We start from the raw sequence: 24,841 nt of genomic DNA, 5'->3' as shown, positions 1-24,841 counted from the left end.
CATGGAAAAGATAATTACAGCGTTTGGTGTTTACTTAGCGCTGCTCAAAAAGAGACGAATACATGTATAGACAGATCCTTGTTCCCGTAGATCTTAACGACAAAGGCTTTTCAGACAAAGCTGTCGAGCTAGCGGTATGGCACGCAAAACACAGCAATGCTGAGATCCATATTCTGAACGTACTACCTGGCATTCACATGTCGATGGTTGCGTCTTACTTCCCAAAAGATGCGGCGAACCAAATGAAGCTCGATGTTAAAAATCAGCTGAAAGAGTTTGCCGATAAGCACATCGATGATGAAGTGGTGTATAAGGTTCATGTTGCCGAAGGCAAAACCTACACAACGATCCTAGATTACGCTGAAAAACTTGGTGCCGACCTTATCGTCATGCCTAGCCACAAGCGTTCAAAAATCGACAAAGTTGTACTGGGTTCAGTCGCGAGTAAAGTCGTACAGAACTCACCAATCAATGTGTTAGTGGTTAAGCCTCAAGGCTAACCCGTTCGATAAACGTTAAGATAAACACCTAAAAAGGTTGGCCTAAAAGCCAACCTTTTTGTTTCTGCAACGCTTAATTAGCGTCCATGAAGACACTCATATCATGAATGAACTCACTCACTAAGTTCTGTGGCTTACCCTCAACAAATGCCTCGATGTTATCCATTAAGATATCCGACAGTTTTTGAATTGAGCTGTCACTGCCCCATGCCACGTGAGGCGTTAATAGTAAATTGGATAAGTGACTGTTAGCCAATAGTGGATTCGACTTGTCCGCAGGCTCTTGTGTAAACACATCCATACCCGCACCTGCAATCTGATGATTGACCAAAGCCTCAACCAAAGCTTGTTCATCGACAAGCCCTCCACGCCCCGCATTAATTAATACCGCACTTGGTTTCATCATTGCTAGCTCTGGCTCTGAAATCAAATTGCGAGTTGCTTCGGTTAACGGACAATGTAAGCTGATCGCATCGGCTTGCTGTAAGACAGCATCGAAAGGCAGATACCCTTCTCGACAAGAATCAGCCCCTTTACGTTCTGCGAAGATCACTTTCATTCCAATCGCTTTAGCCAGTGCGGCAGTTGCTTGTCCTAAGCTCCCACTGCCCATTAAGCCCAATTTACTGCCTGCGATATCTTGAATCGGATGGGTAAAGAAACAGAACTGTTTATCCTTTTGCCACTCACCAGCTTCAATATCTTGATGGTAACCAACGAGATTACGCTTTAACGCAAATAGCATCGCGATTACATGTTCGGGCACCGATTGAGTCGCATAACCTTGGATATTAGCCACTGCTATGTTTTTCTCATTGCAGTAATCAACATCAACGTTATTCACACCCGTCGCAGAAACCGCTATTAACTTAAGTTGTTGTGCTTGAGATAAATTGTCTGCGTTGAGCACAACCTTATTGGTGATAATCACGTCCGCGTCCAGGACTCGCTCTGCAACTAGATCGGGAGCTGTAAAATCATACTCCAACCACTCATGTTCAAAGCTGAGCGGTTTTAAATGGATTTGAGATGGGATGGTGGCTCTGTCGAGAAAGACCACTTTCAACTTCGGCATTGTACGTCCTTGAGTTTATGTCAATTGAGTCATTCTAAGCTTTTAGCTTACTGTAGTCTGGAAGCTCTGGCGCAATTTCAAAGTGCTGTTCAATTTGCGCTCGTGCTTGAGGATAAAAGTCACAAGGGACAAAGGCTTTGAATAATTGATTGGTGCTCGGATGATAAAAACTCAATTCACAAGCGTGCAAAGCTAACCTATCGCTATAATTAAACGCATCTGACGTTGCGTAAAACTCGTCGCCTACAATTGGATTCCCTAGCGCCATGCAGTGCACGCGTAACTGATGGGAACGACCCGTAATAGGAAGTAACTTCAACAGTGTGGTTTGAGGCTCTTGTTGTTCGACGATATAACGAGTCTGAGAGGGTTTTCCATCCTCGAAGCACACTTTTTGTCTCGGTCGATTTGGCCAATCACAAATGAGTGGCAGATCAATCAAACCTTCTGCTTTTTCCAATCGGCCCCATACTCGCGCGTAATAGAGTTTGTGTGTCAGTCGATATTGAAACTGCTTCTTCAAATGACGCTCAGCTTGTTTGTGTTTAGCGAGCAGCATCAAGCCCGATGTCGACATATCCAAGCGATGCACCACCTGAATATCTGAAAAATCCACGACTAGGCGACTCCACATACTGTCGTAATGCTCTGGTAACCTCCCAGGAACTGAAAGTAAGCCAGCAGGTTTATTTACCACAAGAATATCGTCATCTTGATAAACAATATCAATCCAGGGGTCACGCGGTGGTGCGTAATGTTCTAACGCCATTCTAGCCTCTAGTTACTGTTAAATAATAACTTATGGTCAAGTTGTTTATTAAAAAATACAATTTAAGTCTTTTTTGTACATAAAAGTTGACGACCTTACAAAACATGGTATTGATAGGGGAACGGAAAATAAGAAGTCAGCATCAAAGGAAAAATGATGGAAAGTACGGTTAAAACTACAACAACAAAAGCACAAACCTCTGCTCCCCTATCAACGTTAATTCGGTCTCTTGGCCCAGGTATTATGATGGCAGCAGCTGCTGTGGGAGGTTCACATTTAGTTGCATCCACTAAAGCTGGTGCGATATATGGCTGGCAACTTGCCGCTCTTATTATCCTCGTGAACCTATTTAAGTACCCGTTCTTTAAAGCCGGCATCCAATATACATTGGGAACGGGTCAAAGCTTGGTGGAAGGTTACTCTAACTTAGGTCGCCCTTACCTTGTGATCTTTTCTATTTTGAGTGCTATTTCAGCCGTTGTGAATACCGCAGCCTTACTGTTATTCAGTGCAAGCTTACTTAGCTACTTTGTTCCTTTTGATTTGGCCACCAGCACATTGTGCATGATCGTTTTAGCGACATGCTTAATCATTCTATTCGCCGGCCATTATCGCGCTCTCGACACGCTATCTAAATCGATCATGGCGATACTGACCATCACAACCTTAGCGGCAGTCGCCATTGCGATTGGCTCTCCCGTTGAACCTGATGCGGCTTTTGTTCCACCGTCGCCTTGGTCATTGGCTGCTATCGGCTTTATCGTGGTAACCATGGGTTGGATGCCAGCTCCTATCGAGATCTCAAGCATCACTTCTATGTGGCTAAAAAGCCAAAAAGAGAAACAAGAAGTGACCGCTCAATCAGCCCTGTTCGATTTCAATGTCGGCTACATTGGTACAGCACTGCTTGCTTTAGTATTCGTTGCTTTAGGTGCGCTAGTCCTTCACGGTTCAGGTGTTGAACTGTCTCGCTCTGGTGTTGGCTTCACTCATCAATTGGTGGGTATCTACGCTTCGACGATTGGTGAATGGTCTCGTCCATTAATCGCTCTGATCGCATTCTTCTGTATCTTTGGCAGCACCATTACCGTTATCGATGGTTATTCACGCGTGCTTGCTGAATCACAACGTCTATTGCTTAAAAAAGAAAGCAGCCCAAAAATGCTACAGGGTTGGATCGTCATCGTCTCTCTCGCAGCACTCTCCATCGTGATGTTCTTCAGTGCTGCTTTAATGCCTATGCTTGATTTCGCGATGGTACTTGCTTTTGCAACTACGCCATTCTTCGCATTGCTTAACTTCATCTTAGTCAGTAAAACAAAGCTTCCAAAAGCGCTCGCGATTGGCACTAAGCTAAAATGGTTGTCTGTCGCAGGTCTTATTTACCTATTTGGTTTCCTAGCCGTATTTGTTTGGTGGAAATGGTTAATGTAATTCCTTTACCATTGCACCTTTCAACAATCAAAACACCTTTCAAACGCTAGATAAAAAGAAGGCCTTCATCATGAAGGCCTTCTTTTGTTAAAGCATTTACTAATTCAAAACTAGTTGTGAGAAACCACTATCAAACGTAGTGAATCTAATTGAACCTGAGCTTTGCTGATGTAACCTGTCAGTTCATTGATTTGAGCTTCGATAACCTCTAGCTCTTCATCACGAATATTAGGGTTCACGGCTTTAAGCGCTTGTAGACGCTCTAATTCACCGTTCAGGTTAGTCTGCATATCTCGTTGAGCCTGTTCACGCACTTCTTCCACTTTAGGAAGTACGTGCGTCTCACCCGCTTCAATTAGCTTGTGAATCTCACCTTGTACCGAGTTCACTAGCTTGCTCGCTAAGTGACGGTTTACAGGGCTTAGTTGACGGTTAAAGCTGTCGAACTCAACCTGAGCAGATAAATCGTTACCACGGCCATCCATCATCAAACGAATTGGCGTCTTAGGTAAGAACTGGCTGATACCGCTGCGCTTTGGCGCTTGCGCATCCACAAGGTAAACCAACTCGAGCAAGATAGTACCCACTGGCAGCGCTTTGTTTTTCAGTAGCGATACCGCTGATGCACCGACACCTTCACTCAGTAGCAGATCAATACCGCCCTGAATCATTGGGTGTTCCCAGCTAATGAAGTTCATGTCTTCACGAGACAGCGCAGTATCACGATCAAACGTAATCGTTGCCCCTTCATAAGGTAAACCTGGATAGCTTGGCACCATCATGTGCTCAGACGGCGTTACAACTAGCGCATTTTCACCCTTGTCATCTTGGTTCAGGCCAATGGTGTCAAACAGGCTCAGAGCAAAAGAAACTAGGTTAGTGTCGCCATCAGTAGACGCGATCTTTTCTGCAATCTCATGAGCTTTATCGCCACCATTTGAATGCATCTCTAGTAGGCGATCTCGACCCTTTTCTAAATCTGATTTCAGGCTTTGGTTTAGCTTCGCTGACTCTTCAATCACTTCATCCAATTGCTCTGTGTTACCAGAAGCTAGCATCTCGATAAGAACATCTGAGTACTTGTCGTAAACCGTGCGACCGGTTGGGCAAGTCTCTGCAAACGCATTCAAACCTTCATCGAACCAACGCGCTAGAATCGCTTGTGATGTACCTTTTAGGTAAGGAACATGAATGTCGATATCTCGAAGCTGACCGATACGGTCCAAACGACCAATACGTTGCTCAAGCAAGTCTGGGTTGAACGGTAGATCAAACATCACAAGTTGGTTAGCGAACTGGAAGTTGCGACCTTCAGACCCGATTTCACTACAGATAAGCACCTGAGCACCGCCCTCTTCTTGAGCAAAGTAAGCCGCCGCTTTATCTCGCTCTAGAATCGACATGCCTTCGTGGAATACGGTTGCACGCACGCCTTCACGTTCACGCAGTGCTTGCTCTAATTGAAGAGCCGTACTCGCACGCGAAGCGATTACTAGGATCTTTTCGCTGCGCTTGTCTTGGATCTTTTCAATCAACCAGTTAACGCGTGAATCGAACTGCCACCAGCTTGAGTCTTCACCTTCAAACTCTTGGAAGATCTCTTCTGGATACAGCATCTTCATCGCACGAGCTTCAGGAGCCATCTTGCCGCCGATCATGCCAGATACGCGCATCGAAGTTGTGTACTGCGTTGGAATTTCCATCGGCAGTAAGTTTACATTACGCTTAGGGAAACCTTTGATTGCAGCACGTGTGTTTCTGAATAGAACACGACCTGTACCATGGCGATCCATAAGGTTATCAATCAATTCTTGACGAGCTAACGCTTGCTCTTCTTCGCTGCTATCACCTTCAATGATGCGGAACAAAGGCTCAACATCTTGCTCAGAAAGCAGTTCAGTAATCTGGTTCTTCGCGCTGTTTTCAAGCTTCACGCCAGAGAACAGTGCAGTAACTGCATCAGCAACCGGTGCGTATTGGTCTTCTTCTTCAACGAATGCTTCGTAATCGTAGAAGCGATCAGGATCCAGAAGACGCAGACGTGCAAAGTGGCTCTCACGACCAAGCTGCTCAGGCGTTGCTGTCAGTAGCAGTACGCCAGAGGTATTTTCAGCCAAACCTTCAACCACTTGGTATTCGCGACTTGGTTTGTCTTGGCTCCACTCAAGGTGGTGCGCTTCATCGACAACCAACAGATCCCACTCACCCTCAAGTGCTTGTTCGTAGCGCTTGCGGCTCTTACGTAGGAAATCCAAAGAACACAGAACATATTGTTGTGTATCGAATGGGTTATCTGATTCTGCAAAGGCTTCAATACAACGCTCTTCGTCAAAGATAGAGAAGTGCAGATTGAAACGGCGCATCATCTCTACTAACCATTGGTGTTGCAGAGTTTCAGGTACCACAATAAGAATACGTTCAGCACGGCCAGACAAAACTTGTTGGTGGATGATCATGCCCGCTTCGATGGTTTTACCTAGACCCACTTCATCGGCCAGCAAAACACGTGGAGCGTGACGACGACCCACCTCATGAGCAATATACAGCTGATGAGGAATTAAGCCTGCTCGCATACCACACAAGCCACGCATTGGGCTCTTGTGTTGTTGATATTGATTGCTTAGCGCGCGGTAACGCAACACAAAGTTATCCATACGGTCGATTTGGCCCGCATACAGTTTGTCTTGCGGCTTATTAAAGCGGATTTGATTGCTTAAGAAGATTTCACGCAGAGTCACCTCTGTTTCTTGAGTATCTTCACGCGTACCTAAATACGTCAGCAGCCCTTTATCTTCGATAATTTCTTCGACAGATAAAGACCAACCTTCTTGGCATTCAATGACATCGCCTACATTAAACGTTACTCGGGTTACGGGAGCATCAGTACGTGCATAGACACGGTTTTCTTCTGACGCTGCAAACATTAGTGTCACTGTACGAGCATCCATTGCTACAACGGTACCTAAACCTAAATCGCTCTCCGTATCGCTTATCCAGCGTTGCCCCAAAGCAAATGTCATGAATCGACTACCTCAATCTTATAGTTGGAATTTGGTCATTTGAACTGCAATTTAAACAAGAGCGTTATCGCTCCTGCATTAAAAATATAGCCAAAAATGCCTAGTTTGCAGCCACTTTTTAAGTGCGCTCTCGATAATAAATATCTCAAGAAAATGGTGCAGAAAAAGGTCGCTAATATTACTCGATGCTGTGATTTAGGTCACGCCTAAAGGCGATGATTTCACACTTTTTTTCTGTTTTCGCCAATGCAATCAAACTGTCAAAAAATCATGGTTAATCTATAGGTAGCAGATTGCTGCTCTTAAATGAACACGCCATATTCACTCACAACGATATGTCGATATTCCTCTAGATGAAGTTTAGGTAAGTAGTTGACTATCACCAGAATGAGCTACTAATCTTTATATGAGCTTTATCTACGTTCAATGAATGCAAAGCAAGCCGTACGACGGCAAGGAGATGCTATGGGCGAGACCAACCGGAAGCTATTTGTTTTAGACACCAATATCCTACTTCACGAACCCTTCGCTATATTTTCTTTCCAAGAGCACGATGTCGTTATCCCGATGACCGTGCTAGAAGAACTCGACAGAATCAAAGACAGTAAAAGAGACGTTGCTCGAGATGCGAGAATTGCGATTCGCACGCTCGAAGATTTATTCAGGGAAGCCACACCCGATCAAATCTCGGAAGGCATTCCTTTCTCTAAAGAAATAAACGCATCCGGCAGTATTTCCATACTCGCAGACTACGAACTTCAAGAAAGCATTAAGGCCTTCGCTGATGATAAGGCAGGCGATAATCGAATCCTCAACGCCGTCCTCTACCTTCAAAACAAACGCGCGCCACGTGAAGTGGTTCTCATCACCAAAGACATCAACATGCGCTTGCGAGCCAAAGGCGCAGGTGTTCGCTTCGTTGAAGATTATCAAACAGACCAATTGATCGATGATATCCAATACCTGACTAAAGGCTTTCAGCAACTCGAAGGGGCATTTTGGGATGGCATTGATAATGTCGAGAGTAAGGCTCTAGGGGGAAAGACGTTACACACTCTAGCAAGAGCACCTTTCGAGCCAACCTTTCTCAACCAATATGTGATTGACGAGGAGAGTGACTTTGCCGCTCGGGTCGAAGAGATTGAAACCGAAACCATCACTCTGAGAGATCTTAGTCGTGAACGGTTGATGAACCGAAGAGCATGGGATATTACACCTAAGAACATCTATCAAGGTATGGCGATCGACGCCCTACTCGATCCCGATATTGACCTTGTGATCCTAACGGGGGCTGCAGGGAGTGGTAAGACACTGTTAGCTATGGCTGCAGCGCTAGAGCAAACCATTGAGCGTAAACATTTCGATAAGATCATCGTAACTCGAAACACGCCCGATATTGGCGAGTCGATTGGCTTTCTTCCCGGAACCGAGGAAGAAAAGATGTTGCCATGGTTAGCAGCAGTAACGGATACCTTAGAGGCGCTACACAAAAATGATCATTGCACAGAAGGCTCAATGAAATACATCTGTGATAAAGCCAATATCCAATTCAAATCGATCAACTTTATGCGTGGCCGCTCGATCCAAAATGCGTTCGTTCTTCTCGACGAGTGCCAAAACCTAACCGCTTCACAAATCAAAACCATCATCACCCGCTGTGGTGAAGGCACCAAGATTGTCTGTTCAGGAAACCTAGCCCAAATAGATTCTTCCTACTTAACCCCTGTGACTTCAGGTTTAACCTACATGGTTGAGCGTTTTAAAAACTTCGAAGGCAGTGCCAATATCCACCTCAATGGCGTGGTACGTAGCCGACTGGCAGAGTTTGCCGAAGAGAACATGTAGCAACTCGATACACTCACACTGAATCCGTAATCTAAAAACAAAAAGCGCCTCACATTGGAGGCGCTTTTCAATTTAATCTTTTGAAGTAAGTTGGCAGAGATTCTTCTGAATTACTCAGTACCACCCACCGTTAGCGAGTCTAGCTTCAATGTTGGTTGACCAACACCAACAGGGACACTTTGGCCTGCTTTACCACACACACCCACACCACGGTCTAGGCTAAGGTCGTTACCCACCATAGACACTTGCTGCATCGCTTCAATACCAGAACCGATCAGCGTTGCACCTTTCACTGGGTGAGTAATTTTGCCGTTTTCAATCATGTACGCTTCAGAAGCTGAGAACACGAACTTGCCAGAAGTAATATCTACCTGACCACCGCCGAAGTTCGGCGCGTAGATGCCTTTCTCAACAGTAGCAATGATCTCTTCCGGTGTGTGCTCACCCGGCAGCATGTAAGTGTTTGTCATACGCGGCATCGGAAGATGTGCGTAAGACTCACGACGACCGTTACCCGTAGGTGCTACATCCATTAAACGAGCATTAAGCTTATCTTGCATGTAACCTTTTAGGATGCCATTTTCGATCAGCGTGTTGTACTGACCATTAACGCCTTCATCATCAACGTTCAATGAACCGCGCAGGTCAGTCAATGTACCATCATCAACGATCGTACATAGGCTTGATGTAACTTGTTCGCCAACTTTACCAGAAAATACTGACGACTCTTTACGGTTGAAGTCGCCTTCTAAACCGTGGCCTACCGCTTCATGCAGTAAAACGCCTGGCCAGCCAGAACCTAATACTACAGGCATCGCACCTGCAGGTGCCGCAACCGCTTCGAGGTTAACTAAAGCTTGGCGAATCGCTTCATCTGCAAATTGATAAGCAACCTGAGAGCCATTAGCATCACTTAGGAAGAAGTCATAACCAAAACGACCACCACCGCCAGCACTACCGCGCTCACGACGATCGCCTTTTTGTGCCAGTACACTAATAGACAAACGAACCAGCGGGCGAATATCACCAGCATAAGTGCCGTCAGTTGCAGCAACCAGCATCTGCTCATGCACACCGCTTAAACTCACCGAAACCTCAGTAACCATCGGTTCTTTAGTTCGAATATAAGCATCAAGCGCTTTGAGTAATTCTGTTTTTTGTTGTTTTTCCCAGCTAGCGAGTGGGTTAACAGCATCGTAATAAGCTTGGTTAGAATTGCGTTTGAAGGCCTGTATCTTGCCGTTTTGACCTTGCTTAGCGATACCACGCGCAGCAATCGCACTCTGCTTAAGACCGTCTAGTTGGATTTGATCAGAGTAAGCAAAACCGGTTTTTTCTCCCGATACCGCTCGCACACCAACACCGCAGTCAATATTGAAAGAACCGTCTTTAATGATGCTGTCTTCTAGCACCAAGGATTCATGCCAGCTTGACTGAAAATAGATATCAGCATAATCAATTTGGCGGGTAGCAATGCTCGCCAATGTATCTGCGATATTTTGCTCCGTAAGCCCTGTCGGGTTCAGTAGCGCTTCTTCAATTTGATTAATGCTCATAAATGGCTCTTATTTGTAATTAAAATTGATTGGTGAATCGAGAATGTTGCGTTATCGGCATATTTTGCCTAATTGACTCACAACTGGATATGTCTATTTCGACCACCATACTTTTAGGCTCTTGGTCTAATTGTGCGACCACTCGTCCCCATGGATCAACCACCATTGAGTGTCCCCATGTTTCTCTTTGACAAGGATGCTTACCTCCTTGTCCTACCGCGACAATCCAAGATTGTGTTTCGATCGCACGACACCTTAATAAGGCTTCCCAATGCGCTTGACCAGTCACTGCTGTAAACGCCGCCGGTACGATAATGATCTGCGCACCTTGCTTGCGTAGCTCTGAATACAAGTGCGGAAAGCGCACATCATAACAAATACTCAAACCTAAGCGACCAAAAGGCGTTTCCGTCGTCACAACGCGATCACCCGGAGTGAAAATATCGGACTCTCGATAGCATTTGTGCGCATCGGCCACGTCAACATCAAACATATGTAACTTATCGTAATGTGCAACTAAGCAGCCAAAGTCGTCAATCACCAATGTTGTTGTAGTCACGCCTTCAATCGTGCTTATCGGCATGCTACCGACAATAATCCAGATTTGATGAAACGAAGCTAATTCAGACACTTTCTTCTGCAACGGGCCATCATTTAAGGGCTCTGCATACTGGTGATAGTCGGCTTTACTGCCAAAAACTAATGCATTTTCAGGGCAAACTACCCACTTAGCCCCTAGTGCTTTGCACTTTTCTACTTCTTGAACAAGATAATCAAAGTTTAACTCAGGACTAGGACCTGATGTCATTTGAATCAACCCAACACAATCCATGTGTATAGTTCCTCCATTCATTATGATTCAGAAAACAGCGTTTATCGTATGTTAATCAGCAAGTGTATTGACCAACTCAAGTATTAGCTCATTTGTCTATTGACCTGTTCGAGTATGAGCTATTCAAGCATTCACGACTATTGAGCTAATTTCCTAAGCTTTTCGGGTAACTGAAACTCACCAGAGCTACGAGAAAGCTCACTCACCGTTGGTGAATCCAATGGTCCTTTTACCGAATAATTAACTTGGGTAAAAACTTCAACAACTGGAGAAATAACCGTAGTCACCGCTAATACGTACAGCGCCGTTTGAGGGGTTACCGCAAAGGCCGTTAATACAGGAATGCCAGAGGTAATATCTGGGGTAAAATTAACTTCCGCATCCACCTGTCGGGTATTAAGATTAGCGATACCTTTGATCTTCATCTCACCAGCAACGGCATCCATGTTTAAGTCATTAGTCAGAAAGATACCATTTTGAATCTTACCCGTTCCTGTGATGCTGTTGAACGCCATGCCTTTATCAAACACGTCTGAGAAATCGAGCTGCATCTTGCGGATGATCGAATCTAGGCTAAACAGGCCAAGTAAACGAGCCGCACCGCTCACATCCGAGATAATACCTTTACCAAACTTGGTTTTAACGTTGCCATCAAGGGTATCCATTTTAATCCCCCAAGGCGAACCATCCCAATTTAGTTGACCTTCCAACGCGAATGGTGCTTTTTGAATTCCTGAAGTAATACCGAATCGTTCCATCAATTCACTGTTGTTTTCACCTTCTACATCAACAGCCAACGATGAATGACTCTTGTCACCATTCAGTTCCCACCAACCGCTGATATCGGCTTTATTGCCACCACTTCGAACCTGGATCTTATTCCACTCTATCCGATCTTCGTTCCTAGCCACTTCAACATCAACCTTGCCAACCTTGTAACCTTGTAGCCAAAAGTCGTTCAAAGTTAACTTCAGGTTCGGCATCGCATCGTGGATCTCTCGATCCAAATCAGAGATCAACGGTGCTTCTTGCGCTTTACGTTGTAGCAGTTGCTCTTGGTTTTTCTGATCGCTCCACTCTGGAACAAACAAATGTAAACGATCTAATGAAACCGTTAAATCGTAAGGAGGCAGATAATTAATATCTCCTTCGATCTCTTGGCTAGAGACTTCCATTTGCCATGCTTGTTTGTTTTTACGAGCACTAAAGTCGACATCATTCCAAGGAATGCCACCTAAAATTAGCTCCTTACTCTCGAACGTAACACGGCTTGGCGCAGGAATTGTTGGAGTATTCATTTGACTGAGCACGGCGTTTGAAGGCTTCACAGGCTCCATCACGACCGATAACCAATCATCAGCATTGAACTTATCAGTACGAATTAATGCATGATGGCCAACGACAGGGCTAATTTTGTAACCTCCTCGACCAAGCACTAAATTGGTCGCCGTTAACTGAGGAACATCACCTGTGATATCAATTTCAGCCTGATATTTGGTACTAGGGAGCTGTAAACGTGCAGTAATCGCTTCTTGGTTGCCCGAGGCTTGTAACCTTGCAGAGCCACTTTCTAATGACTTTTTCGCCAATGGATATGGATAATCACTGGCCAAATACTTAAGATCTGACTGCAAATCCAATTGGTAACTAAAACCGATATCGTTAAGCTGAATATCAATTTGGCTTTGCCACTGAGCATGGCCAGACAAACGGCTTAGCCACTGTTCACCAATGTAAGGCTCTAGAGGTTTAACATCCCAATCGCCTAGAACATCGATATCAACCGCGTAGCCCGGGCCATCATTCAAGCCTTTGAAATCAAGAGAGATACCCTGTTTAAGTAAATCTGCAGCAAGGCCATTCGCCGTCACTACATCATTATCAAACTCAATACGTCCAGTGGTGTTTTCAAGTACCATCGGCGGAGCTTCAATCTCGACATGGTTACCATTGAGATCAGCATAGCCCCACGCTCTTGCTTCCTTTTCAGAATCAAACGGAATATTAAGCTGAAACTCGGATGACACATCGCCACTCACTTGAAGCGCCGTTAAGGCAGCCCCGACTGAATCGACGAGTGGAGAAGCTGTCATGTAATCACGTACCGCATTGCCAGACGCGGTTGCTTTCGCTTCAATTTCAATATGGCCGCCTTGACCTAAATAAGGAATACGCCCCGTAATACGATCTGCAGTGACATCCATTAATTGAGCTGAGCGAGAATCCAAGTGCATCGCATCATTTTCAAATAACAGATCAAGCTGAAGATCGGTAATCAAAGGCCAGCCGGTATCAAAACTAAATTTCGCGTTTTCTAACCCAACCCAAACTTGGAAAATACCATCATGATTGGTATACGGATATTGAGCTAATTCACCATGCCAAAGTAATTTAACGGTGTCGGCTTTACCGGCTTGAATCGCCGTGGAAAGGTAATCAGTTAAATCTTGGCCAAGTGCCAATGTCGGTAAATAACGCCAGGTTTCACCAACATTGTAAGCGTCCGCTTCACCATAAAAAGAAAGATAAGGGCTTGCGTCATTTGGAAAATCTAAACGAAATGCGCCGAGAACTTGTAAATCTGGCGTTGCTGCCGTGATTTTATCCGACCAAAGCTTCCAGCCGTTTTCATCCTGCTGCCAAACAATGTCAACCTGACCTTGTTTGATATTTAGAGGGGCTTGGAAAACATCGCCATAAGGAAACACATCATCAATAACATGCAAGCTGGCTTTCGCTTCAGATGCTGAACCAAGAACACTGCCTGACACTTGGCTAAAGCCTGGAACTAACTCCCATTGCTCGATAGCCATATCAGAAAAACTTGCAGAATAACGCAAGCTTTCGATGCCTGAATCCATGGAGACGCGAATATCAGAAACCAAACCGCCTGGAGCCAACGAATTAATCATTTGAGTGGATTGCTCGGAATCAGGCAACAACTTAATTAGCGGAGTAATGGTGGCAATATCCAACTCAGAAACGTTGAGTTGCCACGGACCTTTGTTCCATTTGAATGCAACATCGAGTTCTGGCCAAGGCGTGTCATCGGTTCTTAAGTTAAGTGAGTGACCATTTACTTGCCAGCCATTTTCCAACGGAGAAAGTTTAAACACGCCAGATTCAATCATCAAATCGTGGCGCCCGTCTTCATTCCAAGTCAGTTCAGAAGGTAATACCTCAACGTAAGCGCTCACTGGCTTACTGTTTTTCAGAGTTAACCAACTATTAAGGCTCACCGTACCCGTTTCCACACCGGACTCTGCCTGCATGTAACGCGTTAACCAAGGTTTTATCGAGATGCTATCCGCGCTCACATAGAACTCACCCGACATATCGGTCAGCGAGCCACCATCAACAAAGTTAGCACTCACTGACAGGGAGTTTAAGTTGGCATCTTTAATACTCACCACACCTTCTGCAAGGTGGTGTTTACCTGAGTTTTGCCATTTTAAAGTTTCTATGTCGAGTTGACGTTCTTCATCAGAGATTGCACGGTATAAAAGGGTTGAGTCTTTAGCCGTCACATCCACTAAAGTTTTCAGGAGTAGATTATCCAGCTCCTGTATAACCCGCTTTGAAGAATTCGACTTTTTCGGTTTCTGTTGGCCGTTTTGACCAGCAAACAGATCAATAGATCGGATATCAAGATACATTTGGTTCATGACCAGATCGGCCACAACCGGACGCATCTGAACGAACGATTGAATCAAGTCAAACTCAACTTCAACACGCTCAACAGAGAAAGTGACATCTTCTGCGTTAGGAAGGCTGGCTTTAACACCTTGTAAAGCTATAGAAGGGTGAGTGTTGCGCCAAAAACCGCCCACATCTTGAATGGAGAATTCAAAACCGGAATGTTGATTTACCCAAACCTCAATTTCAGATTGATATTTGTTTAAATTAGGTAAGGCTACACGAAGTGTAGTCACGGCAATGGCTAGCGTTACTAAGAGAGTAACCACTAACCATAAACATGCACGAAGAATCAGAGTAGCGCTTGAGCTCACAAAATATCCATTACATCATAACAACATCAAACTGCTCTTGTATGTACAGAGGCTCAGCCTGGATTTTGACTTGTTTACCAATAAAGACTTCAAGCTCAGCAAGCGCATGAGATTCATCGCCCTCTAACGCCTCAGCGACTGCGGCTGCGGCATAGACAACGAACTTATCGGCGTCGTAGGCACGATTCACGCGCGTGATCTCTCGAAGTATTTCATAACAAACCGTTTCGACTGTTTTCACGCTGCCGCGGCCTTCACAAGCGGGGCAGCTTGAACACAGAATATGCTCAATACTTTCACGAGTACGTTTACGAGTCATCTCCACCAAACCAAGCTGTGTGAAGCCATTAATATTGGTTTTCACGCGATCTTTGTCTAGCGCAGCTTCTAATGAAGTTAGTACTCGCTTACGATGTTCCTCAGACAACATATCGATAAAGTCGATAATGATGATGCCACCTAAGTTACGCAGACGCAGTTGTCGAGCTATCGCTTGAGTCGCCTCTACGTTGGTATTGAAAATGGTTTCTTCTAGATTACGACGACCAACAAATGCGCCAGTGTTAATGTCGACAGTGGTCATCGCTTCCGTTTGGTCGATAATCAGATATCCACCAGATTTTAATTCGACTTTACGATCCAATGAACGTTGAATTTCGTTTTCGGTATCGTACATATCAAAGATAGGCTTATCGCCTTCATACAGCTCAAGCTTGTCAGTCAGCTCTGGCACGTACTCAGAAGTAAACTCTTTAAGATTTTCATACTCTAGACGAGAATCGACCTGAATCTTACTCAACTCAGTACCAACGAAGTCACGCAAAATACGTTGGCTTAGGCACAGCTCACCGTACAAGCGTGTACGAGCTTTGTGCTTACCACGACGCTCTAATACTTTTAGCCATAGTCGCTTTAAGAATGCCGCATCTTGAGCCAACTCATTCGAATCTGCACCTTCTGCTGCGGTACGGATGATAAAGCCACCATGTTCGTCACAGTAACGAGACACGACTTTTTTAAGACGATTACGTTCAGACTCACTTTCAATTCGCTGAGATACGCCAACATGACTTGCACCAGGCATAAAGACCAGATAGCGAGATGGCAAAGTAATATCAGTGGTTAAGCGGGCACCTTTGGTACCAAGAGGATCTTTGACGACTTGAACCACAATGTCTTGTCCTTGACGGACAAGCTCTGAAATATCACGAACCTGAAATTGCTTCTTTTCGTTTTCAGCAACACATTCAGTGTGTGGAACAATATCAGAGGCGTGCAAAAAAGCTGCTTTTTCAAGGCCTATATCCACAAAAGCCGCCTGCATTCCCGGAAGTACACGGCTTACACGTCCTTTATAGATATTTCCTACGATACCGCGTCGAGCATCTCGTTCGACATGGATCTCTTGAAGAGCCCCCCCTTCAATCATGGCCACACGAGTTTCACTCGGGGTCACGTTCAGCAACAATTCAGCACTCATGGTGCACCTCAGATTAGTAATTATAAGAATTCTTGCAGTAGCTGGTCCGTTTCAAATAAAGGTAAGCCGACAACGGCGTAATAACTACCTTCGATTCGGGTAACAAAGCGTCCGCCCAAACCTTGGATTCCATAGCTACCGGCTTTATCGCATGGCTCCCCTGTTTGCCAGTATTGTTCTATTTCTTTTTCACTGAGGGGTTTAAACCATACGTCGGTAATAATGATTTCTGTTCTTTGTTTTTCTTCCGACACCACAGAAACAGCCGTCATCACTTGGTGACGATCATTCGCTAACTGAGTAAGCATGCGCTTAGAGTCGGCAAAATTAGTGGGCTTCTCGAGCACTTGCCCTTGGCTAACGACAACTGTGTCAGAACCAAGAACCACTGTTTCAGAATCAAGAGAAACAGCTTCAGAGCTAAGATCGACGATCTCAGAGCCAACAGCTGCATTATCAAAACTAGGATCTACAGTATCAGAACTAGAAATGACATTCTGCTTTTCAGAAGGGTTATCTTTCAATAAAGACAACGCTGCTAAGGCTTTATCTAAAGATAGTCGCTTAACATATTCTTCGGCGGTTTCTTGGGCATGTTTACACTCTTCAACATCGGTTACGAGGACAGAAAACTCATAACCAAGTTGCGATAGCAATTCTTTGCGGCGTGGAGAACCGGATGCCAAAACTAAATGTTTCTTTTCCATCGTCATACTACCTCACATGCCAATGGCGACGCACACGTCTCATTAATAAAAACATCCAAGGCCAAAGTATACAGTTTATCAATGCGCTCCATAACGATAATGGATTGAAAACGACATCTTGGATCAAATATTCACCAAAGAAGATCAACACTTCAAACAATACCGTCAACGCCGCAATGATCATGGCTTGTTGCCATAGCGCCATATTACGTATCACGAGGAAGTTAAGCGCAATAATGTACATCACTATTGCCATCATCATTCCACGAATACCCAATGTTGAACCAATCAATAGGTCCCACAGTAGGCCCAAAATCAACGCACTACCCACGTTAACACGGTGTGGCAGAGCAAGAACCCAATAACACGTCACCAGTAACAACCATGACGGTCGAAATAGATCTAAGCTACCAGGCCAAGGAATGGTTTGCAGAATAAGCGCGATCAAAAATGAGCAACCAATTACTACTTTGCTTCTTAAAACGCTATTGGCCATCTTCACCCTCTAACAATACTTGTTTAATGCTGATTTGATCCGCTTGCATCTGTTTGTTTTCATCAGGCCAAACAAGCAATAAGTACCTGAGCTTATCAAACTCAACCACAGGCTCTGCTTTAATAACCGCAAATTCACGTTTCGGGTCATAGTCGACTGAAGAAACATAAGCCACAGGGTAACCTTCCGGATAAACCCCGCCTAAACCCGATGTCACCAACAAGTCTTCTTCTTGAATATCAGTACTGGTTGGAATGTGTTCTAGTTGAATCTCATCAATCATGCCATTACCGGAAGCGATCACTCGAATATCATTACGAATGACTTGAACAGGAATCGCATTGTTTGCGTCAGTCAATAACAGGACACGGCTATTGTGAGCAGCGACAAAAGTCACTTGGCCGACAATGCCTTTTTCGTTGATCACCGGTTGACCTTCATACACCCCATCAATCTGACCTTTATCGATCACAACTTGATGACGATAGGGTGAAGTATCTACCGCCATAACTTCTGTGACGACTTTCTTTTCATCACGGATAAACGGAGATCCTAATAGCTTACGAAGGCGCTTGTTTTCTTCTTGGTATTGCTCAAGCAGAATCAGCTCGCTTTTTAGACGCAAGACTTCTCGTTTAATATTATGGTTGGATTCGATTAGTCCTTTACGAGTACTAAAACGGTCGTAGACACCATCGAACATAGTGCGAGGTAAGTTGGCTGCGTATTGAATTGGGGCAACCATGCTGTTCAATAGATAGCGGACATTTGAGAAAGCATCTAAACGACTATCAGCCAGCATAAGGCTGGCTGATAAAATTACAGCAAAAAACAGGCGCAATTGTAGAGAGGGACCTCTACCAAAAATTGGCTTCATTCTATATTTGGTCCTAGAGCTACATTTGATCCTATAGACAAGGTCCTAGGCTCTTTACATAAAACTAGATAATAAAAGAGCCTAACACTAGATATTATTCTTCGCTGAACAGGTCGCCGCCGTGCATGTCGATCATCTCTAGGGCTTTACCGCCACCTAGAGCAACACACGTTAGTGGCTCTTCTGCAACAACAACAGGGATACCTGTTTCTTCCGTTAGCAGACGATCAAGGTCTTTAAGCAGTGCACCACCACCAGTCAGCACCATACCGTTCTCTGATATATCAGAAGCAAGCTCTGGCGGACATTGTTCTAGTGCAACCATGACAGCAGATACGATACCTGATAGCGGCTCTTGAAGCGCTTCAAGAATTTCGTTTGAGTTCAGGCTAAAACTACGAGGCACGCCTTCCGCTAAGTTACGGCCACGTACTTCGATCTCTTGTACTTCATCGCCAGGGTAGGCTGAGCCGATTTCGTGTTTGATCTTTTCTGCCGTTGCTTCACCAATCAAGCTACCGTAGTTACGACGAACGTAGTTGATGATAGCTTCATCAAAACGGTCACCACCAATACGAACAGAAGAAGAGTAAACCACACCATTTAATGAGATAACCGCAACTTCAGTAGTACCACCACCGATATCAACCACCATTGAACCTGTTGGCTCAGAAACGCGCAGGCCAGCACCAATCGCCGCAGCCATTGGCTCATCGATTAGGTAAACCTCACGAGCACCAGCGCCTAGCGCTGATTCACGGATGGCACGACGCTCAACCTGTGTTGAACCACAAGGAACGCAAACCAAGACACGAGGGCTTGGTTTAAGAACACTGTTGTCATGCACTTGCTTAATAAAGTGCTGAAGCATTTTTTCCGTTACGTAAAAGTCGGCAATTACGCCGTCTTTCATTGGACGGATCGCTGAAATGTTACCTGGCGTACGACCAAGCATTTGCTTAGCAGCATGACCAACAGCAGCGACACTCTTTGCAGACCCTGTACGATCTTGGCGAATAGCGACAACTGAAGGCTCATCAAGAACAATGCCTTGGCCTTTTACATATATAAGGGTATTGGCAGTACCTAAATCAATCGATAGGTCGTTTGAAAACATGCCACGAAGTTTTTTAAACATATTCTTCGCTCATCCTGCAAGAATTAGAAGACAAAAATTGCACTAAATGTACCAATGCCTTGCTGTCACGGCAAGGCATTGAAGTATAAACATGGACTGAAACCCGCAATTTCTTACAGATTCCTAACTTAAGGGGCAAAAATTATATTATTACTGACCTGTTAAGCCACTTTCCCCTCGGTAGATCACACGATCGTTACCGCGGTAGATGCCAAATGTGACGACGGTTGAGGGATCTTCATCGCCTAGCTGTCTCCAGTTATAGCGCAACCATGGCTGTTCTTGATCACTACCTAAACATGTAATGGGGTTTTCACCCGTTTTAGCGGTTGGTGCTGAATCATCCATTCTTAACCACAGGCGAACTTGTTCACGTGGTGCGTCAGTCCCTGAAGGCGTATTTTGATTTGCAGTGACTTCTTCCTCTCCATCATCAACACTTCTACTACCGCTCAGTGAAGCTAATGTTGTTGTCACCCCTTCACTATGCCAAATAACTTGTTTACAAGTATTTGAGCCATTGAAGGTACTGCGATTATCATCATCGTTAACAACAAATTCGCTCCCATCCCAGAACTCAGCACGAAGTGGAATAGTTAGAGTAGTATCGGAATTGCCACCAATATCATCTAGCGCCATTCGGCCATAACGAGCAGGAGGTTGAACAGGAAACGCCGCTGAGTTTGTTAAAGTATCAGAATCAGTAAATGACACAGGATCTGTTCCTTCAATCGTTAAACCAAAGTTTGTAGCAGTAGAGTTGGCATCTGACGTATTAAACGGAGCATCTCTGCGGCTAACATCATCTGAGTCCGTAACTCGTTGAAGTTCAGCTGCATTGTCATTCAGCAACCAATGATAACGAGTAGTAGACCAAGTGCCAGCCTCCGTATCTAACAAGAAACCATTATCTATACTGGCATCATCCAAAATACCAAAACTAGCTTGCAGATCTGAGCTGAAGAACCTGTAGTTATTGAGCGCATTATCCGTATCGTTCTCACCTGATGCCATTGGATACACTTGGTGAACTGTAGAATCATAAGGTTGACTTAGGTATGCAATATCATTTTGGTTAGCGACATTCCATTCTGGGGAGCCTTGTATGAAGTATTTAGGGTAAAAGCGGCCAATAGACTTACTTCCAGAAAAGCCGCCAAGGATACTCCCGTAGAAGCTGCCAGTTTCAGTTGCAACAAAGTTAAAACTACCCACCTCTGAGTATTTTAAACTTTCAAATTTATAGCCTTTGTTAGACTGATCATTCGATGAAATTTGTTTAATTAGCTGAGTTTCAGGGGTTAAATCACCTAAATTAGCGTCAGGATAAGCCGTAATTAGAGGTGTATCTAAAGTCGTTGTAACTTCCACGCTTGCTGTCGACTTAAAGTAATTGTTCGTCAACAAGTTATCATCGCTACAAACAGAAGATGAGTTAGTATATTTTATTGGACGAGCGTACACATCAAACGCCTCACCGGCGGCAACAAACGCTGCCCCACTACTGCTGTTACCATCAGAGTTATTATCCGTACAGATCGCAAATTGCCACGGGCGAGAATAAATAGAAAAGTTCCCTTCTAAATCGTAACTCCCATCATCAGGACAACCAGCGAAACCAGTACAATCAAAACTGCTATCTTTTAAAGTGACGTTGAAAAGCCCTGACTCAGAGATAGTTAAGTCAGTTGCAGCGCTGCCTTTTTTGAATTCAGGTAAGTAAGTTAACGTTCCATCAGAGCCATTCCAAGAATTATCCAGCTCATGAGTAATGGTTACTTGCTTCTCGGCTTCTCCTACATAGTTTTCGGCAACTACAATAGAGTCACCTAGGTCACAGGCTAAAACTTTAGTTACCGTAGGAGTAGCTTGCCCCGCAATAACGTCAAGGCGATTTGTTGGACTATCACCATCCACTAAAGAAAATTTAAATGGTACGAACTTGAACTGGCTTTCTACCTCTTTGTCAGAATCCTCGACTAATATCGCGGTTAGCTTATAACTTGTATCAAAATCAATGCTGCTCGTACTTTTGGCTGTGACTTGTATTGTCAACTCGCCATCATTATTAGAAACATAATTCGGGTAAGCACCTGAACCTTTTAGCAAAGAAACATCGAATTCATCAGCGTCAGGCGTAATACCTACGGTAACACCTAGGCTTTCCCCCACACCATTGTTAGAGGTATTAATAGTAAATTGAGGGGAATCGTCGCCACACATCAAAGCTAAGTCCGTCGCGGGAGATATCTCTATCTCGTAATCATCGCTTGGTAACATACAAGATGTTGCCGCAGAAATAAGTGATTGACCTGACATATGAACACTCTCAGCAGCAACCCCGCCATAAATTCTGGCGTCATTACTAATTCTTACAGGTTGTTCACTATACAATAAGCCGACAAATGTGCTTGGCTTCGTTGAACTATTGCTATTGATATTCACACTATTGGAATTCGATTCCAATACATTGACACGCAAATAAGTATCGGCCTCTAGAGTTGGTTTATCAACGACCCTGCTATCAATAGGTACACCAAAAAACGCTCGGTTATTAAGCTGGAGTTTATTGGTGAAAATCGTAACGGAGTCACCGCTCTTGACTTGTACCTCACCATCTTCCCAGACATTGATGGACCCTATTTTATACTTACCTGCTTCTATCGTTACTATTCCACCAACATTCAAGGTTTGGTATTCGTAAATTGGTTGGCCGTCGCTGTCAGTCAAAGGTAAGGTTAGCGTATCCCCCGCATTAACATTGACAGAAACAGTTAGGTTATCAGGCATATCCTCTAGCAGTTCTTTAGGTACCATCAAGTCTTCTAAGCCGCCACACTCTAAACCATCACAAGCCCCCCCGGTTGACCAATTTGTACCATCAGTCATCCAGTCATCATCAAAGCCGAGATACCTCCGGTTTCCATCTTTAAAAGAACCAATAACGCGAGATGAATTATAAGCTTCGAATGCTCCGATAGTTCCATCGGTTCGTATCCAAGTTTGGACTGGACTTTTGTTATTAAAACCATCACAAATACCAAGTTCGTTTGGTCGATCAAACATAAAAAAGCCAACATCCTCTGCTATATGTGAGCGTTCGCTGTCCTTATCCATGTCTTCTTCAACAATAAAATAAACTTCATCTTCAGTAACATGACAACGACGAACCCAACCACCATTATTACCACTTCTTGAGTTTTTATTTGCAATTAGGATTGGTGGGGCATCAAAATTAGCTTCGGAAATACTGGTTGATTCCTCACAACCAATTTCTATTGGGGAAATGACTTTTTCATTAAGCGTGGTAGTGACTCGAGTCTCTCCATTTCCTAAAAAGAAGCGAGCACCTTGAGTAATGCCTGAACCTTCACCAGCGACAAAAGCGACTTTCTCTGGTTCACTAATGTCGTTATTGTTGATGACTTCAGATTTTTCAAGGGCTAAATAAAAGCGTTCGGTATTCACACCTCTTGCCATACCCGTAAACCAAGCTGAGCTATTATTTTTGGTTTGCGGTTGAACAAGCACACCTGGAATATTTGAGAAAGTACTTAGACCAAAATCTTCAAATTTAATAAGGTCAGCATTATTTCTTTCACTACTAATTTGTGAAGCTGCAGTATTTGTTTCCACTAAGCCCGCGACAATTCGTCCTTTTCCGTTCCCAAGAGAAATCACCCCTTCTTGAATAACGAAATAATCGATATTAAGTGAATTTAAATCTTCATCACTCAACATTGGGGCATCAAGGTATGTCGTATTACTGGTATTACGTTTAGCGCTCGGTGCAATCTCTTGTACTACAGTTGCAGAGGTCAAACTTGTTCCAATAACAGAAGCTGTTGAGGGTAACTCTGTCGTTCTCGCGCTCAAAACTGATAGACTGGCATCAATGGTAGGCATAACAAACACCAAAGGAACCGTAGTGTAAGTTTTGTCGAATTCCAATGTGCAAGACACTCTTTGTCTATCTGCATCATCGTTAGTACCAGATTCGATAATGCGACAACTGTCTTTGGTTAAGGTCCCAAATTCAAATTGTGGATTTTGGTTGATAGGCGGTTCTATCGCACCACAGGCGTCTTCAGGTTCTGTTCTATAGAGACAGGTGCCATGAACTACACTTCTATCACTATCGTCATAATCATTAAAATGTATTGTCGCCCAGTTATTATTTGCCGCAGTAGCATTGCCATGAACCTCTGCACCGTTATCAAGCTCAATGTTATGGTTAGCACTACTAATATTGCCATCAATCTCTGAATCAAAGATATTTAACTTACCTTGAGCAGCAACATCTCCACCTATTTCAGAGTCATTTAATACGAATATTTCGTTATTACTTCGGTTAATGACATTACCAGTGACTTCTGAATCATCAATGGTTATTGTTGTGCCACCATCAATATAACCTCCTATTTCGGAATCATTTAGTACATAAATATTATTATCACTACGATTAACAACATTACCGGAAACTTCAGAGTCATCAATAGTTATCGTTGTACCACCATCAATATAACCTCCTATTTCAGAATCATTTAACACTGAAATATCATTATTATTCCGATTAGATACGTAACCAATGACATCTGAACCATCGATAGTTATAGTAGTTCCTGCATCAACATATTCACCAATCACACTGCTATAAATACTGATATTATGATAGGTTGTGTTTTTTACGTATTTTTCAATATTGGAGTTTTTTATAGATATTGCATAGGGAACATAAATAGAACCTTTAAGTACGACTGAGTCAAGATTCGTATCGCCCCCCCAATTATTTGATTGCAATTCAACATAACCCGATGTTGGTTCTATGGTCGTAGATTTTATATCGTAGCCACTATAAGCATTAATTACAGAACCGCCATCTAGAGAAACAACTGCATTATCAGCTTTAAACTGACCTTCACATAGATACACTCTAGGGTTGTTAGAGGTTGAATGATTACCAGTACATAATTGTCCGAAATCATCGGAGTTATTCAGATCATAAGGGATTGAGTATGCAGAAGAAGTCATAAAAAAAAGAATGACTAGTAAACCAATTCTTAACTTGAGTCCAAGATTCTTGCTTTCACCCACAACCATAA

At 43.9% G+C, this 24,841-nt stretch carries 15 protein-coding genes; 3 read left to right on the top strand and 12 right to left on the bottom strand.

The features are described from left to right. Nucleotides 1–62: 62 nt before the first annotated feature. Entirely contained in the window at nt 63–500 is a 438-nt protein-coding gene (locus IQO02_RS03855; protein WP_010434405.1) for a universal stress protein, read from the top strand. A gap of 73 nt (nt 501–573) precedes the next feature. On the opposite strand, the gene IQO02_RS03850 is transcribed toward IQO02_RS03855, so the two are convergent. Both IQO02_RS03850 and rluA read right to left on the bottom strand, forming a co-directional pair. After that, nucleotides 574–1,575 (bottom strand): D-2-hydroxyacid dehydrogenase, encoded by a 1,002-nt coding sequence (locus IQO02_RS03850; RefSeq protein WP_016792995.1) that lies wholly within the window; start codon nt 1,573–1,575, stop codon nt 574–576. A gap of 34 nt (nt 1,576–1,609) precedes the next feature. Next, nucleotides 1,610–2,344, bottom strand: a complete 735-nt coding sequence (rluA, locus tag IQO02_RS03845; RefSeq protein ID WP_016788306.1) for a bifunctional tRNA pseudouridine(32) synthase/23S rRNA pseudouridine(746) synthase RluA — start codon at nt 2,342–2,344, stop codon at nt 1,610–1,612. Nucleotides 2,345–2,500: 156 nt separating this feature from the next. Here rluA and IQO02_RS03840 point away from each other — a divergent pair, with 156 nt between their 5' ends. Next, nucleotides 2,501–3,778: an NRAMP family divalent metal transporter gene (locus tag IQO02_RS03840; protein ID WP_010434396.1), complete on the top strand. Its 1,278-nt coding sequence runs from the start codon at nt 2,501–2,503 to the stop codon at nt 3,776–3,778. Nucleotides 3,779–3,888: 110 nt separating this feature from the next. On the opposite strand, the gene rapA is transcribed toward IQO02_RS03840, so the two are convergent. Then, a complete protein-coding gene (rapA, locus tag IQO02_RS03835; RefSeq protein ID WP_010434393.1) occupies nt 3,889–6,798 on the bottom strand; it encodes an RNA polymerase-associated protein RapA in 2,910 nt (969 codons plus the stop codon). 465 nt (nt 6,799–7,263) lie between these two features. Between rapA and IQO02_RS03830 the strand changes: the two genes are divergently transcribed. Further along, nucleotides 7,264–8,643, top strand: a complete 1,380-nt coding sequence (locus tag IQO02_RS03830) for a PhoH family protein (protein WP_010434391.1) — start codon at nt 7,264–7,266, stop codon at nt 8,641–8,643. A gap of 110 nt (nt 8,644–8,753) precedes the next feature. On the opposite strand, the gene tldD is transcribed toward IQO02_RS03830, so the two are convergent. The 9 genes from tldD to IQO02_RS03785 all read right to left on the bottom strand — a co-directional run bounded on the left by tldD (nt 8,754) and on the right by IQO02_RS03785 (nt 24,839). Then, entirely contained in the window at nt 8,754–10,199 is a 1,446-nt protein-coding gene (tldD, locus tag IQO02_RS03825) for a metalloprotease TldD (RefSeq protein WP_016796057.1), read from the bottom strand. A gap of 19 nt (nt 10,200–10,218) precedes the next feature. Then, complete coding sequence (locus IQO02_RS03820; RefSeq protein WP_010434386.1) at nt 10,219–11,031, bottom strand: carbon-nitrogen hydrolase family protein; 813 nt, start codon at nt 11,029–11,031, stop codon at nt 10,219–10,221. 137 nt (nt 11,032–11,168) lie between these two features. Next, a complete protein-coding gene (locus IQO02_RS03815) occupies nt 11,169–15,041 on the bottom strand; it encodes a YhdP family protein (RefSeq protein WP_065099492.1) in 3,873 nt (1,290 codons plus the stop codon). Between the two features lie 10 nt (nt 15,042–15,051). Further along, entirely contained in the window at nt 15,052–16,521 is a 1,470-nt protein-coding gene (gene rng / locus IQO02_RS03810; RefSeq protein ID WP_010434379.1) for a ribonuclease G, read from the bottom strand. Nucleotides 16,522–16,541: 20 nt separating this feature from the next. Next, on the bottom strand, nt 16,542–17,228 hold the full coding sequence (locus IQO02_RS03805; RefSeq protein ID WP_016789720.1) for a Maf family protein: 687 nt from the start codon (nt 17,226–17,228) through the stop codon (nt 16,542–16,544). A 7-nt stretch (nt 17,229–17,235) separates the two neighbouring features. Beyond that, the gene (gene mreD / locus IQO02_RS03800; protein WP_010434372.1) at nt 17,236–17,724 is read right to left on the bottom strand and encodes a rod shape-determining protein MreD; all 489 of its coding nucleotides are present in this window, start codon (nt 17,722–17,724) and stop codon (nt 17,236–17,238) included. Further along, complete coding sequence (gene mreC, locus IQO02_RS03795) at nt 17,714–18,601, bottom strand: rod shape-determining protein MreC (protein WP_010434369.1); 888 nt, start codon at nt 18,599–18,601, stop codon at nt 17,714–17,716. Before mreC ends, mreD begins: the two co-directional genes overlap by 11 nt. A gap of 94 nt (nt 18,602–18,695) precedes the next feature. Beyond that, on the bottom strand, nt 18,696–19,739 hold the full coding sequence (locus IQO02_RS03790) for a rod shape-determining protein (RefSeq protein ID WP_010434366.1): 1,044 nt from the start codon (nt 19,737–19,739) through the stop codon (nt 18,696–18,698). Nucleotides 19,740–19,889: 150 nt separating this feature from the next. Continuing rightward, nucleotides 19,890–24,839, bottom strand: coding sequence for a DUF6701 domain-containing protein (locus IQO02_RS03785; protein WP_016798617.1), 4,950 nt, complete (start codon nt 24,837–24,839; stop codon nt 19,890–19,892). Nucleotides 24,840–24,841: the final 2 nt, after the last annotated feature.

The sequence above is a fragment of the Vibrio sp. OPT24 genome, from assembly GCF_015163545.1.
Classification (GTDB): Bacteria; Pseudomonadota; Gammaproteobacteria; order Enterobacterales; family Vibrionaceae; genus Vibrio; species Vibrio cyclitrophicus.
This window is presented reverse-complemented; position numbering and strand designations above follow the sequence as displayed.

Coding starts and splice junctions, on each gene's coding strand:
- IQO02_RS03820 (WP_010434386.1), bottom strand. CDS start 11,031: ATGGATTGTGTTGGGTTGATTCAAATGACATCAGGTCCTAGTCCTGAG.
- IQO02_RS03790 (WP_010434366.1), bottom strand. CDS start 19,739: ATGTTTAAAAAACTTCGTGGCATGTTTTCAAACGACCTATCGATTGAT.
- rng (WP_010434379.1), bottom strand. CDS start 16,521: ATGAGTGCTGAATTGTTGCTGAACGTGACCCCGAGTGAAACTCGTGTG.
- IQO02_RS03830 (WP_010434391.1), top strand. CDS start 7,264: ATGGGCGAGACCAACCGGAAGCTATTTGTTTTAGACACCAATATCCTA.
- IQO02_RS03855 (WP_010434405.1), top strand. CDS start 63: ATGTATAGACAGATCCTTGTTCCCGTAGATCTTAACGACAAAGGCTTT.
- IQO02_RS03840 (WP_010434396.1), top strand. CDS start 2,501: ATGGAAAGTACGGTTAAAACTACAACAACAAAAGCACAAACCTCTGCT.
- mreC (WP_010434369.1), bottom strand. CDS start 18,601: ATGAAGCCAATTTTTGGTAGAGGTCCCTCTCTACAATTGCGCCTGTTT.
- IQO02_RS03805 (WP_016789720.1), bottom strand. CDS start 17,228: ATGGAAAAGAAACATTTAGTTTTGGCATCCGGTTCTCCACGCCGCAAA.
- rluA (WP_016788306.1), bottom strand. CDS start 2,344: ATGGCGTTAGAACATTACGCACCACCGCGTGACCCCTGGATTGATATT.
- mreD (WP_010434372.1), bottom strand. CDS start 17,724: ATGGCCAATAGCGTTTTAAGAAGCAAAGTAGTAATTGGTTGCTCATTT.
- IQO02_RS03785 (WP_016798617.1), bottom strand. CDS start 24,839: ATGGTTGTGGGTGAAAGCAAGAATCTTGGACTCAAGTTAAGAATTGGT.
- tldD (WP_016796057.1), bottom strand. CDS start 10,199: ATGAGCATTAATCAAATTGAAGAAGCGCTACTGAACCCGACAGGGCTT.
- rapA (WP_010434393.1), bottom strand. CDS start 6,798: ATGACATTTGCTTTGGGGCAACGCTGGATAAGCGATACGGAGAGCGAT.
- IQO02_RS03850 (WP_016792995.1), bottom strand. CDS start 1,575: ATGCCGAAGTTGAAAGTGGTCTTTCTCGACAGAGCCACCATCCCATCT.